This is a genomic window from Marinobacter denitrificans (assembly GCF_008795955.1).
Taxonomy (GTDB): domain Bacteria; phylum Pseudomonadota; class Gammaproteobacteria; order Pseudomonadales; family Oleiphilaceae; genus Marinobacter; species Marinobacter denitrificans.
The window spans coordinates 128,400-144,600 of record NZ_VMHN01000007.1 but is presented as its reverse complement, the minus strand read 5'-3'; the positions used below and the strand labels follow the sequence as shown (position 1 = coordinate 144,600).

The 16,201-nt window shown below is 57.6% G+C and carries 13 protein-coding genes and 1 tRNA gene; 8 read left to right on the top strand and 6 right to left on the bottom strand.

Annotated features, from left to right (window positions below; translation table 11 throughout):
• Window positions 1-26 precede the first annotated feature (26 nt).
• The gene (locus FO268_RS17500; RefSeq protein WP_150994521.1) at window positions 27-659 is read left to right on the top strand and encodes an arylesterase; all 633 of its coding nucleotides are present in this window, start codon (window positions 27-29) and stop codon (window positions 657-659) included.
• Between the two features lie 12 nt (window positions 660-671).
• Here the strand turns inward: FO268_RS17500 and FO268_RS17495 are convergent, their stop codons facing one another.
• A complete protein-coding gene (locus tag FO268_RS17495) occupies window positions 672-1,637 on the bottom strand; it encodes a YheT family hydrolase (protein WP_150994520.1) in 966 nt (321 codons plus the stop codon).
• A 73-nt stretch (window positions 1,638-1,710) separates the two neighbouring features.
• Here FO268_RS17495 and FO268_RS17490 point away from each other — a divergent pair.
• Window positions 1,711-1,786 (top strand) — tRNA-Asn (locus tag FO268_RS17490).
• A 1-nt stretch (window position 1,787) separates the two neighbouring features.
• Here FO268_RS17490 and FO268_RS17485 read toward each other — a convergent pair.
• Window positions 1,788-3,080 carry a M18 family aminopeptidase gene (locus FO268_RS17485; RefSeq protein WP_150994578.1) on the bottom strand — a complete coding sequence of 431 codons (1,293 nt, stop codon included), beginning with the start codon at window positions 3,078-3,080 and terminating at the stop codon, window positions 1,788-1,790.
• A 112-nt stretch (window positions 3,081-3,192) separates the two neighbouring features.
• Between FO268_RS17485 and FO268_RS17480 the strand changes: the two genes are divergently transcribed.
• Window positions 3,193-3,672: a hypothetical protein gene (locus FO268_RS17480; protein WP_150994519.1), complete on the top strand. Its 480-nt coding sequence runs from the start codon at window positions 3,193-3,195 to the stop codon at window positions 3,670-3,672.
• A gap of 113 nt (window positions 3,673-3,785) precedes the next feature.
• The gene (locus FO268_RS17475; protein ID WP_150994518.1) at window positions 3,786-4,412 is read left to right on the top strand and encodes an outer membrane beta-barrel protein; all 627 of its coding nucleotides are present in this window, start codon (window positions 3,786-3,788) and stop codon (window positions 4,410-4,412) included.
• Here the strand turns inward: FO268_RS17475 and rlmKL are convergent.
• Window positions 4,396-6,579, bottom strand: a complete 2,184-nt coding sequence (gene rlmKL, locus FO268_RS17470; RefSeq protein WP_150994517.1) for a bifunctional 23S rRNA (guanine(2069)-N(7))-methyltransferase RlmK/23S rRNA (guanine(2445)-N(2))-methyltransferase RlmL — start codon at window positions 6,577-6,579, stop codon at window positions 4,396-4,398. The two genes, FO268_RS17475 and rlmKL, sit on opposite strands and share 17 nt — an antisense overlap.
• Before the next feature lie 326 nt (window positions 6,580-6,905).
• Between rlmKL and rmf the strand changes: the two genes are divergently transcribed.
• Entirely contained in the window at window positions 6,906-7,115 is a 210-nt protein-coding gene (rmf, locus tag FO268_RS17465; RefSeq protein ID WP_027831734.1) for a ribosome modulation factor, read from the top strand.
• 158 nt (window positions 7,116-7,273) lie between these two features.
• Here the strand turns inward: rmf and FO268_RS17460 are convergent, their stop codons facing one another.
• On the bottom strand, window positions 7,274-8,299 hold the full coding sequence (locus FO268_RS17460) for a quinone-dependent dihydroorotate dehydrogenase (protein ID WP_150994516.1): 1,026 nt from the start codon (window positions 8,297-8,299) through the stop codon (window positions 7,274-7,276).
• Window positions 8,300-8,704: 405 nt separating this feature from the next.
• Here FO268_RS17460 and FO268_RS17455 point away from each other — a divergent pair, with 405 nt between their 5' ends.
• On the top strand, window positions 8,705-9,883 hold the full coding sequence (locus tag FO268_RS17455; RefSeq protein WP_150994515.1) for a cation diffusion facilitator family transporter: 1,179 nt from the start codon (window positions 8,705-8,707) through the stop codon (window positions 9,881-9,883).
• On the opposite strand, the gene FO268_RS17450 is transcribed toward FO268_RS17455, so the two are convergent.
• Complete coding sequence (locus FO268_RS17450; RefSeq protein ID WP_150994514.1) at window positions 9,880-11,379, bottom strand: RimK family protein; 1,500 nt, start codon at window positions 11,377-11,379, stop codon at window positions 9,880-9,882. The two genes, FO268_RS17455 and FO268_RS17450, sit on opposite strands and share 4 nt — an antisense overlap.
• Before the next feature lie 243 nt (window positions 11,380-11,622).
• Between FO268_RS17450 and rimI the strand changes: the two genes are divergently transcribed.
• Window positions 11,623-12,783, top strand: coding sequence for a ribosomal protein S18-alanine N-acetyltransferase (rimI, locus tag FO268_RS17445; protein WP_150994513.1), 1,161 nt, complete (start codon window positions 11,623-11,625; stop codon window positions 12,781-12,783).
• Window positions 12,784-12,794: 11 nt separating this feature from the next.
• Here the strand turns inward: rimI and uvrB are convergent, their stop codons facing one another.
• A complete protein-coding gene (gene uvrB / locus FO268_RS17440; protein ID WP_227716536.1) occupies window positions 12,795-14,831 on the bottom strand; it encodes an excinuclease ABC subunit UvrB in 2,037 nt (678 codons plus the stop codon).
• 185 nt (window positions 14,832-15,016) lie between these two features.
• Between uvrB and FO268_RS17435 the strand changes: the two genes are divergently transcribed.
• Window positions 15,017-16,201 carry a pyridoxal phosphate-dependent aminotransferase gene (locus FO268_RS17435; RefSeq protein WP_150994511.1) on the top strand — a complete coding sequence of 395 codons (1,185 nt, stop codon included), beginning with the start codon at window positions 15,017-15,019 and terminating at the stop codon, window positions 16,199-16,201.

The following is a 16,201-nucleotide window of genomic DNA, read 5'->3' as shown; positions in this document are numbered from 1 at the left end:
ACGGGTTTATTGGAAGTAACTACTCTATGCATACGGTATTTTTACGCCTGAGATCAATAGTTTTCATAGCTTTAATTTGTGTCGGTGTGCAAGCACAGGCCAGCCAGAACACACTGATGATTTTTGGTGACAGCCTCAGTGCAGCCTATGGCGTACAGACCGAAGAAGCCTGGGTCGCCCTGCTGAAGGAACGCCTGGACGAAGAAGGCCTTGATCAGTGGCAGGTGGTAAACGCCAGCATAAGCGGAGAGACCACCGACGGCGGCTTGCGGCGCCTGCCCAAACTGCTGGAAAAAAACGACCCGGACATCGTCATTATCGAACTCGGGGGCAACGACGGCCTGCGGGGCTTCCCGCCTCAGGTCATCCGTCGCAACCTCTCCAGCATGATCGAGCACGTGAATGAAGCCGGCGCCAGGGCACTGCTCGTAGGCATGCAGATTCCCCCCAATTATGGCCAGCGCTATACCAGCGCCTTCGCGAAGATTTATCCGGAGCTGGCGAACGAACAGGACACCGAACTGGTGCCTTTCTTCCTTGATGGCATCTATGACCAGGAAGGCATGATGCAGGATGATGACATTCATCCGACGGCCGAGGCGCAGAGCCAGCTACTGGATAATGTCTGGCCGGTACTGGAACCCATGCTGCGCCACTAATCAACCCCGTTTTTAAGCCAGCAGTGACCTGGCATGAGCAACAGCCCGGCGTTCAGACCAGTAGTAACCGTCGCCGGCGTGCTCGACAAACCCCACATGACCACCCCAACGGGGCGATTCCAGACGAACATGCGCCCCCAGTTGCGCATGGGACTCCGGAAAACACTGCCTGGACAGAAACGGGTCATCACCGGCATTGACGATCAGCGACGGCACGCGGATATCTTTGAGCTTCCCCAATGCCGAACAGTTTTCCCAATAGTCCCGGGCATCCCGGAAACCGTGCAACGGCGCCGTATAGCGATCGTCAAACTCATGGAAAGTGCGAATCTTATCAAAGCCCTCGGTATCAATGAGGTCCGGAAACCGCTTCGATTTCTCTTCCATCTTCACCCGCAGGTCCCGCAGGAAGCGACGCATGTAGATGCGCCGACTGGGCAGCGCCAGCGTATCCGCACTGCCGGCAAGGTCACAGGGTACGGAATAGGTAATGGCACCGCAGATGCGGCTGTCCACCTGCTCCGACTGCTGGCCAAGGTACAGCAGGGTGAGATTCCCACCCATGCTGAAACCCGAGAGAAACGCGGCTTTATACCCGTTTCCAAGCCCGTGCTTCACCACCCTGTCGAGATCGGCCGTTGCCCCGCTGTGATAGAAGCGGGGCTGATGGTTCATCACGCCGCCGCAGGAGCGGAAATTCCAGGTCAACACGTCCCAGCCGTCATTGAACAGCGCGCGTGCAAGACCTTGCATGTAAGGGCGTCGACTATGGCCTTCCAGACCGTGGGATAATACCGCCAGCCGTTCGCTGCCCTGCCGGTACCAGTCCAGATGCAGCTCGTCGTTGTCATCGGTAGGCAAAACCTCCCGCACCGGCGCTGCAAACGCTACCTTGCGAAACAGCGTCGGCCAGACCGACTGGATATGGCCGTTGCGCAACCAGGGCGGTGGTCTGTAGTCCAGAAAGTGGTAGTACAAAATTTAACCTTTCAATTCATGGGGTTGACGCCACCGGGGAAAGTGCCTATTATGCGCGCCATTCCGACTTTGTTCCCCGATAGCTCAGTTGGTAGAGCAACGGACTGTTAATCCGTTTGTCGCTGGTTCGAGCCCAGCTCGGGGAGCCACTTACAGCACCTCCCTCCGCTGCATGAACTCCCGCAATACTCTGAACAGCATTACACCGTCCCTGGTTCCAGCCAGTTCCCGAATGGAATGCATGCCAAATTGCGGCACGCCGATATCCAGCGTGGTTACCCCGAGGTTGCCGGCAGTCAAAGGACCGATCGTGCTGCCACATCCCATATCACTACGCACTACAAAGGTCTGGTACGGCATGTCCAGCTCATCACTGATGTGGCGATACAGTGCCGCCGAGCGGCTGTTAGTCGCGTAACGCTGGTTGTGGTTAACCTTGATCACCGGCCCCTGGTTCAGGATCGGCCCGTGATTTTCATCATGCCGGTCCATATAGTTGGGGTGAATACCGTGGGCGTTGTCCGCCGAGATCATCATTGAACGGGCAAGCGCACGCGACCGGCCAGCGCCACACCAGCGGTCCAGTACCGCAGACAGAAATGGTCCCTGGGCGCCCTCTGCAGACATGCTACCCACCTCCTCATGGTCATTGCACACCAGCAGGGAAGGCTCCTCCCCTGACGACTCAACCAGCGCCTGCAGCCCGATATAGCAACTCAGCAGATTGTCCAGCCTTGCCGAGGCAATAAAGTCTCCACGCAGCCCGACGATCGATGCCGGCTGAGCATCGTAGAAACCCAATTCATAACCCAGGATCTTGCGGACACTGATATCCGGCTGCTCCCGTACGAGCTGGTCGGTGAGCAGGTCGGCGAAGCGGGTGGTGTCATCCTCTGGCACCTGCATCAGAACAGGCGGCAGATCTGTTTGCGGGTTAACCGTACGGTTGCTGTTGGCCTCCCGGTCCAGGTGAATGGCCAGGCTGGGGATGTAGGCCACGGGTTTGTGGAAATCCACCAGCGCATCTTTCACGCGGCCAGAGTCGTCCACGTAGGTTACCCGGCCGGCCAGGGACAGGTCGCGGTCAAACCAGGGGTTCAACAACACGCCACCATAGACTTCCACGCCCAACTGGAAAAAACCCTTGCGGCGAAGTTCGGGGTTCGGCTTCACTTTCAGGCAGGGGCTGTCAGTGTGGGCGCCCACCATGCGAATACCCGCTTCGGCCGCATCCCGCCTACCGGTGTGAAACGCCACGATAGACGAGCCATTACGGATGGCGTAGTAGCCCTGCCCGGCCTCGAGAGTCCAGTCTTCCTTCTCGTCCAGAGCCTTGAAGCCTGCCTTGTCCAGCCGCTGCTTCATGGTGGCAACAGCGTGCCAGGGCGTGGGGGAGGCGTTGAGAAATTCGAGCAGATCGTTGTTAAATTCAGCGTGTTCCATGATGTCCCTGATAAACTGATAATTGCGGCGCCAGTATGGCATGATGGCGCCCGACGTCATATCCGTACTAAACGGCTGCCAGAGCGCAGCCCGGCTACCCGGAGAGTGTACCTTGCCCGCACCGCGTTTTCTCGATATCGAATACTGTCAGACCGACGACGTACTGTTCCCCGTGGCCATGGCCTGGTCGCTGGAAGACGGGCAGATGAAAACCGTCGTGATCGCCCCTGCCGACGAATGGATACCGGAAGACGCCGACCTCGGTGACATAGACCTGCTCTACCTGGAAGAACAGGGTGTGCCGCTGATCGAGCTGGCTCAAGAGCTACACCAGGACCTGCCCGACCAGACTGTGTACGTGGACGGCATGGATCCGGACGAGGTTCTGGTGGACCTCATTTTCACCGCCGTCAGCATGGACGCCCCCTTCGAAATCGCAGGGATCGAAGAGCTCGTCACTACCATGCCCCGGGAGGCCCTGGACGACCGGCGACGCCAGTTGCTTTCGGACGAGGGCCTTGAGCCCCAGTTGCCGGAAAACGGCGTTTACGCACTGCTGTTGATCGCCCGGGAAGAAGGCCTCATCGAATAATCCGCTCTCTGCAACGCTTCGGTCAGGGCGAACTGTGACTTGTGTCGACGTAACAAACAGTTACAGAAGGCAGAATCTGTCGGAATCCGACAATGCCAGGAAGCCCGATAACAATGACCACGCTGTTGCGACATTTCTCCACGGCTGCCCTGATAACGGCCGCCCTGCTGACAACCACAACCGCTATCGCCCAGGACAGAAAATCCCGCGAAGGCATGACCTACGTCGGGCTCCTGGCGACGGGCCTGAATCACCGCTCGGTGGGCCAGAACACCCTTGAAAAAACCTGGTCTTCAACCGGTTCCATGGTGCTCGGCACGCATATTTCTGACCATTTCCACGTGGAAGTCCGTGCAGGCGCGGGCACCACTACCGGCGAAATAGACAACGAGCTGGAGCTGGACATCGAATATTTCGCCAGCTGGTATATCGGTGGGCATTACCCGGTGACCGACTACGCCAATGCCTACGCACAGTTCGGTTTTTCCCACGTGCAGGGGGAAGCCAACCTTACCCCCTTAGGCAAGGCCCGGGAGGCCGATCCCGAAGACCGCTCCCCTTACGCCTCACTTGCTGATGAATACCCTGACAGTTCATTCAGCGTCAGCTGGCTGCTAGGCATGGATTTCGAGGTAATTGATAACGGATTCATTATGCTGGAAGGCGGCCGGTTGTTCGAGGACACAGAGACCGGCGCCAATACCTTCCAGTTTTCAACCGGCTTCAAATATGAGTTCTGATGTGCCAGCAACGGTGAATCCGCGCATTGCGCTGGAAATCCCGGTCAAGCGTGTCGCGGGTCACCTCTTCAATGGCGAACTCTTCTTCAAGGCTTTCATCCAGCTTGAAGCGCCTGAAGTTGGTCGAGAATATCAACAGCCCTTCAGACGTTAGCCGCTGCATCGCCTGGCGAATCAACCGGCCGTGGTCCTTCTGGATATCCAGCACACCGGCCATCCGGGCCGAGTTTGAGAACGTGGGTGGGTCCATGAAGATCAGGTCAAACCGCTGGTCCGGGGAGGGTTTGGCCGCCAGCCATGCCAGACAATCCGCCTGCTCCACCCGATGATAGGAAGCCTCCACACCATTAAGCGCCAGATTCTCTTCAGCCCAGTTCACATAGGTTTTCGACATATCCAGGCTCAATGATCGGGTCGCGCCGCCGACCGCTGCATGAACGGTTGCCGCCCCGGTATAACAGAACAGGTTCAGAAACCGCTTGCCCGCCGCGTGCTGCTGAATCCAGTGCCGCACCGGGCGGTGGTCGAGGAACAACCCGGTATCCAGGTAATCCTTGAGATTCACCTTCAGCACACAGCCATGCTCGCTCACATTGAAAAATTCACCGCTGGCTGCCTGCTTCTCATACTGGCTGGTACCGGCCTGGCGTTGGCGCTGCTTACACACCATGTCTTCTCGATCCACACCCAGGGCGTCGGGAATGACCGCCAGCGCTTCAGCCAGCCGCTCTCGTGCGGAGCGCTCGTCCACTGATTTGGGTGCAGCATATTCCTGGATGTGAACACGGCCCTCATAGATATCAATGGCCAGGGCAAATTCCGGCATATCCGCGTCGTACAGGCGGTAACAGCCGATGCCCTGCTTTCGGGCCCAGTGGCCCACTGTCTTGAGATTCTTTTTCAGGCGGTTGCGCAGCATGTCTGCGCGTTCCTGATTGGCGATCCGGGGCGTGACTTCGCCGGGAACGTCAGGTTCCCTCGGTGTCATGGCACTGGCGTCATCCACATTGAACAGCAGCAGTTGTGCCGGCAGCTTACCGTTGTAAAGACGATATTGTTTGTAGCTACGCAGACCGACGGACTTTCCGTACTCAGGCGCGCCGGTAAACACCCCGAGCCGCCAACCTGGCAATGCGGCTTTTACAGCCTCGCCGAGGCTGCGGTACAGGTTGCCCAGCTCCTTGCGTTCGCTCAGGCGCTCGCCGTAAGGCGGGTTTACCAGCACCAGACCATTCCCGGCCCAGCTTTCACCCCGGGTGAACTCACTGATTGCCCGCTGTTCAACGGTCACGATGCTTTCAAGCCCGGCGCGCTGCAGGTTATTCCGTGCCGTCTGGATCACGCCCCTGTCCTGGTCAAAACCCAGGAACAATGGCACACGGCCGTCGATCCCCTGCTTGCCTTCATAGGCACGCCTCTCGGCCTCCTGACGCAACGCCAGCCACATATCCGGCTGATGTCCCGGCCACCGCTCAAACCCGAAGCGTTCGCGCTTACGGCCCGGTGCCAGGTCCAGCGCCATCATGGCCGCTTCAATCACCAACGTGCCGGAGCCACACATGGGATCCACAAAATCGCCCCCTGCTTTCGATATGTCTGGCCAGCCACATCGCATCAAAAGAGCTGCGGCCAGGTTTTCCTTCAGCGGCGCCGCCCCCTTCTCCGTGCGATACCCCCGCTTGTGCAGGCTGTCGCCACTGAGTTCGATACCCACCGACAATTTGCCACGATTGAGGCGGGCTGACACCGTCACATCAGGATTTTTCGCATCCACGGAGGGCCTCTGGCCGCTGGCGCTGCGCAATCGATCAACAATGCCGTCTTTTACTCGCTGCGCACCAAACTGGGTGTTGCGGATCGCCTCGTTCTGGCCAACAAAGTTGACGCGGAAAGTGCCGTTCACAGGGATATGCTGTTGCCATTCCAGATCCGTCACACCACCAAGCATCTGATCGCCTGAGGTGGCATCCACATCCGCGAGGTGGAGGATGATCCGGTTTGCCAGTCTCGACCACAGGCAGGCGCGATAACCGCTCTCCAGCGTGCCGTTGGCCCAGACACCTGCCGGCGCATTACGGACCGGATCCATGCCAAAGGTACGCAGTTCGTCCTCCAGCAAATATTCCAGGCCCTTGGGGCACGTTACGAAAAAGTTAAGGTCTGACACGTTCGACTCCTGAGTCGTTTCTGGTGTGGCTGGGCCAAGGTCGTGGAATAGCGCATTCCCCCGGTTTTTCCGGGCTTGTTATGTCACACAACTATAAGAAAAGCTTCATATAGATTAAATAAATAGTGTACAAGGGCGTTGGTTTAGTCCTACCTTGTAGGTGACGCGTCGTTCCGGGGAGCCAAAAAAAGGGCTCTCTGTTAACAGGATCCTGACTGCTCTGGCCAAACCTGGCAATAGTGGGTTACCCCGGAAGGGTTGCCACGAATGCCGGCCACTGCAGATGTGTACACGCTTGTTCTGTTAATCCATTAGTGAGGAACGGCATGAAAAGACAGAAAAGAGATATGTACGCTCGTGCATTCAAACGGGGTTATCTGGCCGGCGTGTCCGGTAAAGCAAAAGACAGCTGCCCGTTGGAACAACCAGAAGTTCGCCAGGAATGGCTCAACGGGTGGCGAGAAGGCCGCACAGATCAATGGGAGGGCATGACCGGCGTATCCGGTATCCACAAACTGGCGAACGTAACAGCATGACGCTGTTTGACCAGGCCCCTAATCTTTAATCTGATCTTTCAACAACACACAATTTGACGCAGTACTCAGAGCAACCGAAACGGGTCCTCCCGACCCGTACCATGCGATGAAGCGCCACGGGGTTCATTCCCCGCACGGGCCCGCTAAGCGGGCCCACTTTATTTCTGCCCCAACTGCCGAATCGCCTCGACTGACTCCCGGATCAACGCCGGCCCCCGATAGATAAACCCTGTATACACCTGCACCAGTTTTGCACCGGCCCGAATTTTTTCGGCGGCACTGGCCCCGTCGGTTATGCCACCCACCCCGATAATCGGCAACGTGTCACCCAGCTCTGCGTACAGCGCCTGAATGACCCGTGTTGAGGGTGCCCGCACGGGAGCGCCACTCAGCCCGCCCGCCTCTTCCGCGTACCGGTGCCCTGCCACGGCGTCACGGCTGACGGTTGTGTTGGTTGCAATCACCCCGTCGAGCCCGGAGTCTTTCAATGCGGCCGCGACAAAGCGGATACCGTCATCGTCCATATCCGGAGCAATTTTTACCGCCAGCGGCACATAGCGGCCGTACTCTTTCTCACATCTGGCCTGCTCATCCTTGATGGCATGCATCAGCCCCTTCAGTGAATCGCCAAACTGAAGATCCCTGAGCCCCGGCGTATTGGGAGAAGACACATTCACTGTGATGTAGTCGGCACGGGAATACACAGCGGCGATGCCTTTGCGATAGTCCGATTCAGATTCCTCGTTGGGCGTCACCTTGTTCTTGCCCACGTTGATGCCAAGCACACCTGTGTAGCGGCGCCCGTCCACACGAGCCAACAGGTGATCGAGGCCCTGATTGTTAAATCCCATTCTGTTGATAATCGCCTGATGCTCAGGAAGCCGGAACATACGCGGCTTAGGGTTACCAGCCTGGGCAAGTGGCGTGACCGTGCCAACTTCAATAAACCCGAAGCCCAGCGCACCCAGGGCATCCAGGTGGTCGGCATTCTTGTCCAGGCCGGCGGCCAGGCCAACCGGGTTGGGAAAATCCAGGCCCATCACCCGCACAGGGAGCGGCTCCGGCTCGGTAACGAATGCCTTCAGCAGCCCCAGTTTTCCGGCCATATCCAGCCCGGATAAGGTCAGATTATGGGCGGTTTCCGGTGGCAGCCGGAACAGCAATTCGCGCATAATGCCATACATACAGAATCTCCCTGATCGAGAATGACGCGGAGTATACCGGAACTTTTCCACAGCATCGCCTTACACCACTCATATGACAGCAAAATGTCTGTAGCGTTAAGGTGTTGTGACCTTTTCCACGGAATCTGTGGATAACCCTGTTGAAAATCGCGGGGCAACGTCGTCGAACCCTTGATATCCGCGCCAGCCTACGAATTGATCATTTTTTGATCAGTTTATTTCTTATTTAATATCAGTTAGTTGCGCTTGTTTTTATCCGACAGGAAGCACCATGGCCCGAAATATTACCTTGAAGTCATTTTCCGGAGATGTGTATAAATCATCCAGAATCTGTAGTGCACGACCCTATGCGAAGCTTGCCGGAAATATCGTTATACTGGTTTTCCTGGCCGCCGGAGCAAAAAAATGAAAGACCACCCGAGCCCACTATCAAAGCGCAAGGAAAACCTGCCTGAAGAGCGCAGAGCCGCTTCCAGAGTGACCGTAATCGGTATGCTGCTGGATGCCGTTCTGGGAGTAATAAAAGTGGTCGGCGGAGCATTGTTCCACTCCCAGGCATTGATAGTGGATGGGATTCACTCATTCAGTGATGTGGCGTCGGATATCGTGGTTCTGGGGGTCATGCGCGTGTCCCGTCAGGGGCCTGATGCCGATCACCCTTATGGCCATCAGCGCATTGAAACCATGGGCACCATGGTATTGGGCAGTTTTCTGATTGCCGTGGGAGCAGCCCTTGCCTGGGATAACACCCTTCGTCTGATGGCAGACGGCGCAACAAACCTTCCGCAGTGGCCTATTCTGGTAGCCGCTGCCATCTCAGTCGGCAGCAAGGAATGGATTTATCGTTATACCCGCCATATAGGGATCAGAATTCGCTCGGACCTGATCATTGCCAACGCCTGGCACAGCCGGACCGACGCCTTTTCCTCAGTGATTGTGCTGTTTTCCACCCTCGGCGCCATGCTTGGCTATGTATGGCTCGACATCCTGGCTGCTGTTGTCATTTCCATCATTATTATTCATATCGGCTGGAAGTTTACCTGGGACAGCGTCAAGGAGCTGGTAGACACGGGGCTGTCCCCGGAAGATACCGCCCTGCTGAAGCAGGTGGCCTTGAGTATCGATGGTGTGCGGAACATTCACGAGCTCCGCAGCCGCCGCATGGGTCACGACATAATGCTGGATGTGCACCTGGTGGTACGGCCGGAAATCAGCGTTTCCGAAGGGCACCAGATCGGCATGCAGGTGGTCTCTGCCATGCGCGAACAGCTGGATAATATCCTCGATATCAACTTCCACATTGATGCAGAAAACGACGAAGCCCAGCCGCAGACCTCAGAGCAGCTGCCCAGCCGCGAGGAGATACGGGACAAGCTAGGCAGGCATATCAGCAACCTGCCACCTAACAGCCGCCTCAGGCTGCATTACCTGCGTAACAAGGTCCACATGGAACTGTTTATGGAGATCCCCGAAACCGAAACACTTCCCGATGCCCAACGCATCAGCCGTGAACTGGGAAGCTACCCCTGGTTCGGCAGCCTGAGAATCTGGCACGCCCACACGGATAGTCACCCGGTGGTCTAACGGCGGCGTTTTTCCTCCATGCGGGAGAGGAATTCCTGCATGATCAGGGTGTACAGCTCTCCCCCCAGGAAACGATCTTCCACTCCCCCATCGATGCTGGGGTTGTCGTTGACCTCAATGACGGCAACACGGTTGCCTGATTGTTTGATATCCACGCCGTAAAGGCCGTTACCGATCAGTCTGGTGGCGTTCAGGGCCGCCTGAATAACATTTCGCGGCACCTCGTAGGTGGGCATGGTCTCAAAACCACCGCTATCCACTTCCGCACCACCGTGCTGGTAGATCTGCCAGTGCCCTTCCACCATGAAGTACTTGCAGGCATAGATGGCACGTCCGCCGAGTACGCCGATGCGCCAGTCATAGTCCGTATAGAGGTATTCCTGAGCAAGAACCAGGGCGGACTGTTTGAACAGCTCTTTCAGACCAGCGCGCAGAGATTTTTCATCCTCCGGTTTGGTGACGCCCCTGGAAAACGCCCCATCCGGAATTTTGATGACGACGGGAAAGCCCAGTTCACGCATGACCTGTTCGGCACTGTCTTTCTGGTCTTTGGACAGGATCAGGGTCTTGGGTGTGGGGATCTTGTTGTTCTTCAGCAAGTCCGCCAGGTACACCTTGTTGGTGCAGCGCAGAATGGACACCGGATCATCAATCACCACCATCCCCTCGGCCTCCGCCTTGCGGGCAAAGCGATAGGTGTGATGATCGATGGCAGTCGTCTCGCGAATAAACAGACCATCGTATTCCGGCAGCCGCATATAGTCACGGCGCCCGATCTGCTCGACATTGATGCCCAGCTTCCTGCCGGCTTTCTCGAATTTTTCCAGTGCTTCCCTGTCGCTGGGCGGCATTTCTTCCTCGGCATTCACCAGCATCGCCAGGTCGAAACGATAGCGACGGCGGGTGCGGGGCTTGCGCCAGACCATGCTGCTGAATCGGTCGAACGCCGCCGCAAACGCGTCCTGTTCTTTGCCTTTGAGATCCGCCGGACAACCCGGCTTCATGGACGCGATCTGCCAGGTTTTCCCGCGGCGGAAAACCACCTCTAGCACCGGGCACGGAAAACGATCAAATAGCGCCCGCGCGACCGGCTTCAGATCCGCGTGCTCGGCCTGGCCAAAGTAGGTTCGAATGCGCACTTCATGAGTGGCATGGCTATTGTCGCCTGCTGGCTCTATTTCAGAACCGGACGCCTCAAGCCAGTTGATAACGCTGGCATCCAGCTCATCCAGCTGCAGAGAGAACAGGCCCTTGCGGCTGAGGTCGTTGAGCGTCATCACCGAAGGCACCACATGATGCCCGCGTGCCTCGGCGAGCAAGGAACAATAGTAGCCCCGGCTGAGGTAACGAGCACTCTGGCAGAGATTGATCACCCGGACGCGGCTGGAAGCAGGTGCGGAAAACTGCAGGTACTGATCAAAGGTCAGCACGTCTTCGCTGGGGTAATACGGCGCCCAGTCTTTCGCCCGGTCGACAACAATCAGTAAACGTGACATCAATAACATTCCTCCATGAAGGCAGTGCCGGATAGCGGACAATAAAACAGGGCAACCGCCTGTCAGCCGGGCCTGTACAATGTCGCAACAATACGCCGGAAACTCCTGACCTACAATTAGCAGGAAATGCGTGCTTTTACGCATAATTGCGCGCTACCGGCAATGACGGCACTCACTCATAATAGCCGCCAGAGCTGCAACCGGCTAAGCCGCCACTTTTGCGTCACCCAGAGTCCCGAGACTATGACATCACTTGAATTTCGTCACGCCACCGGCGAAGACCTGGACGCGTTGGTTAAGCTGGAAAACCGCTGCTTCACCGAGGACCGGATTTCACGGCGTAGCTTCCGCCGTTTTCTGGACATGCCCCGGGACCGCCTGATTGTCGCCGTGGCCGGGGAGGAACTGGTGGGTTATTGCCTGGTGCTGATGAGCCTGGCCACCAGACTGGCGCGAATCTATTCCATTGCGGTGTCACCCTCTGAACGCGGGCGCAATATTGGCGAACGACTGGTCCGCGAAGCTGAAGCGGCTGCGGTAGAGGCCGGCCGCATCGTCATGCGGCTGGAAGTTCGCGAGGACAACGCCCCGGCGATCCGGTTGTACCAGCGCCTGGGTTACCGCCAGTTCGGCACCCTAAGAGACTATTACGAAGACCATGGCACTGCCCTGCGTTTTGAACGCCGCATTCTGTTCTATGAGCCGTCCCGGGAATTTCCGGAAGTGCCCTACTACCCCCAGACTACGGAATTTTCCTGCGGCCCGGCGGCTCTGATTATGGCCATGGCAACGCTCGACGAGCAGCAGATGATGACCACCCTCGAAGAGCTCAAGCTCTGGCGCGAAGCCACCACCATCTTCATGCTCGCCGGCCACGGCGGCTGCGGCCCACACGGCCTGGCACTGGCAGCCTGGCATCGTGGGTTTCATGCCAGCGCTTATATCAGCAAGGAAGGGGCGTTATTCAAGGACACGGTGCGCAATGAGGACAAGAAACGGGTTCTGGAGCTGGTGCACGAGGGGTTTCTCTATGACATTGGCCAGACCGGCATCGAACTCCACCACGACCCGCTCACCCTGGATGGCATGCAGGCGGCCCTTCACGACGGTCGGGTTCCGATCATCCTGATCAGCACCTGGCAACTCAATCGCAGCCGCGTTCCCCATTGGGTGACGGTGTGCGCCATCGACGACCAGTTTGTCTACCTGCACGACCCGGAGATTGATACAGACATCGGCGAAACAGTCGCCGACAAACAGTATCTGCCGGTAGACCGTCGGGTGTTCGACCGCATGTCCCGCTATGGCAAGAACCAGCCGCTGCAGGCGGCGGTTATTGTCGGGCCCAAACGGGACGGCCAGACCGCTTCGCCGCCACGTAGGTCGGATCAGGCAAAGCCGTAATCCGACAACCACTAGCCAGTCCGCAAAGCTGCCTCTTTAAGCTCAGATATATCATCCCGCAACCGCGCAGCCGTCTCGAAATCCAGGTCGGCGGCGGCCTTGTACATATCGTCTTCCAGGCGAGTGATTTCCTTGAGGATCTCCTCCGGAGAACGGTTACCCGTCTTCGCACGGTACCTTTCTGCCTCTTCGGCAGCCTTCTCCCCGGGACGCTCCGCCTTGCGACGGCCGCGACCACCGCCGCCGCTGGCACCCTCCATAATATCCGCAATCTTCTTGTTCAGACCCTGAGGCGTAATGCCGTGCTCTTCGTTATGCGCGGCCTGTTTGGCTCGGCGACGCTCAGTTTCGTCAATCGCCCGCTGCATGGAGCCGGTGATCCTGTCGCCGTAGAGAATCGCCTTGCCGTGGAGGTTACGGGCGGCGCGGCCAATGGTTTGAATCAGGGAGCGTTCCGAACGCAGGAAGCCCTCCTTATCGGCATCGAGGATGGTAACCAGCGACACTTCCGGCATATCCAGCCCTTCCCGCAGCAGGTTTATCCCCACCAATACGTCAAACTCACCCCGGCGCAGATCCCGGATAATCTCGACACGCTCCACCGTATCGATGTCCGAATGCAGGTAGCGCACGCGGATGTCGTGTTCCATCAGGAAGTCAGTAAGGTCTTCCGCCATGCGCTTGGTCAGCGTGGTCACCAGCACCCGTTCGTTGACATTGGTGCGCAGGCGGATCTCCGAGAGCAGGTCGTCCACCTGGGTAGACGCCGGGCGAACTTCGATTTCCGGGTCCAGCAGGCCGGTGGGCCGGACCACCTGTTCCACAACCTGCCCTGAATGTTCGGCTTCGTAGTTGCCGGGGGTAGCAGAAACAAACAGCATCTGGGGCGCGATCCGCTCCCACTCGTCAAAACGCATGGGCCGGTTATCCAGTGCTGAAGGCAGCCTGAAACCGTACTCCACCAGTGTTTCCTTGCGAGACCGGTCGCCTTTATACATGGCGCCAATTTGCGGAATAGTCACGTGGGATTCGTCCACCACCAGCAACGCGTTGGGCGGCAGGTAATCGAACAATGTGGGCGGTGCCTCGCCCGGCCGGCGCCCGGAAAGATAGCGTGAGTAGTTCTCGATACCGTTGCAGTAGCCCAGCTCCAGCATCATTTCGATGTCGTAGCGGGTGCGTTCTTCCAGGCGCTGGGCTTCCACCAGGCGGTTGTTATCACGCAGTTGCTGCAGGCGCCCGTCCAGTTCCACCTTGATGTGCTCCACCGCGTCCAGCACCGTCTGTCTTGGAGTGACATAGTGGGACTTGGGGTAAATGGTCACCCGTGGTACCCGGCGCAGCACCTCGCCCGTCAAGGGATCGAAGTAGCTGAGATTTTCCACTTCGTCATCGAACAGTTCAATGCGGATAGCCTCTTTCTCGGATTCCGCAGGAAACACGTCAATCACATCACCACGCACCCGGTAATTGGCCCGGTGAAATTCGATATCGTTGCGGGTGTACTGCAGTTCAGCCAGCCGCCGGAGAATGTAGCGTTGGTCGATCTGATCGCCCCGGTCCAGGTGGAGCATCATTTTCAGGTAGGACTGAGGGTCACCCAGACCATAGATAGAGGAAACCGTTGCCACAATAATCGCGTCTGGCCGCTCCAGCAGTGCCTTGGTGGCAGAGAGGCGCATCTGTTCTATGTGCTCGTTGATGGACGCGTCTTTTTCAATAAAGGTGTCGGACGAAGGAACATAGGCTTCCGGCTGATAATAGTCGTAATAGGAAACGAAATACTCTACCGCATTGTCCGGAAAGAATTCCCGGAACTCCCCATACAACTGGGCCGCAAGCGTTTTGTTGTGGGCCATGATGATGGTTGGCCGCTGCACCTGCTGGATAACATTGGCAATGGTGAACGTCTTGCCCGAGCCGGTCACACCCAGCAGTGTCTGATGAGCAAGGCCGGAATGGATGCCGTCCACCAGGCCTTCGATCGCTTTGGGCTGATCGCCAGCAGGCTGAAACGGGGAATCCACCTTGAACGCGCCGTCTTTCATCAGCGCGCCAGTTTCTGAAGTGGCCATAGTCAGAAGACATCCTCTGTTCGATCGGGTTAGAGAAACTTATCGTCACGCGGGCTTCATGATACCATCTGTGGCATCCAGGGCGGTCTGAACATGGTGTAATCCACTACCTCTCAGCCGCCCGAGCCCTAATCAGACGCAGCTTTAAGGAGCGCAAGTTGGACCTTCAACTTTCCAGCCGAGTACAGGCAATCAAGCCATCCCCCACTCTCGCAGTGACCAACAAAGCCGCAGAACTGCGCGCTGCTGGCCAGGACATTATTGGCCTTGGTGCCGGCGAGCCGGACTTTGATACGCCCGCTCACATCAAGCAGGCAGCCATCGAAGCTATCAACAACGGCCAGACCAAGTACACAGCCGTGGATGGTACGCCGGCCCTGAAGAAGGCGATCATTGCCAAGTTCAAACGGGACAACGGCCTGGAATACGAAGCCAACCAGATCCTGGTAAGCAGTGGTGGCAAACAGAGCTTTTTCAACCTGGCCCTGGCTACCCTGAACAAGGGCGACGAAGCCATTATCCCGGCGCCCTACTGGGTTTCCTACCCTGATATGGTACTGGTCGCCGAAGGCAAGCCGGTGATCATCGAAACCGGGGCCGAAACCCGCTTCAAGATCACCCCGGAACAGCTGGAAAACGCCATCACCGAGCGTACCCGCCTGTTCGTGATCAACAGCCCGTCCAACCCCAGCGGTATGGCCTACAGCCTGGACGAGCTGAAAGCGATTGGCGAAGTGCTGAAAAAGCACCCGCAAATCATGATCGCCACCGACGACATGTACGAACCTATCCTCTGGACCGGCCAGCCGTTCTGCAACATTCTGAACGCCACACCGGAGTTGTATGACCGCACCTTCGTTCTGAACGGCGTTTCCAAGGCTTATTCCATGACTGGCTGGCGCATCGGCTACGCCGCAGGCCCGGCGAAGATCATCGGTGCCATGAAGAAAATCCAGTCCCAGAGCACCTCCAATCCGGCGTCCATCTCCCAGGCAGCCGCGACAGCCGCCCTGGACGGCCCGCAGGATTGTGTGCAGGAAATGGTTACGGCTTTCAAGGAGCGCCACGACTACCTGGTAGAAGCCCTGAACGCCCTGCCCGGCGTTGAGTGCCTGCATGGCGACGGCACTTTCTATGTGTTCCCGAGTTTCCAGGGTGCTATTGATGCTGAATCTGATGTCAGCAATGATGTGGAATTTGCCGAGAAACTGCTGAAGGAAGCAGGCGTTGCCCTGGTACCGGGCTCCGCCTTTGGCGCACCGGGCCATATGCGCCTGAGCTTCGCCACCAGCCTGGATACCCTGAAGCAGGCCATTGAACGCCTGAAAAAGGCCCTCGGGTAA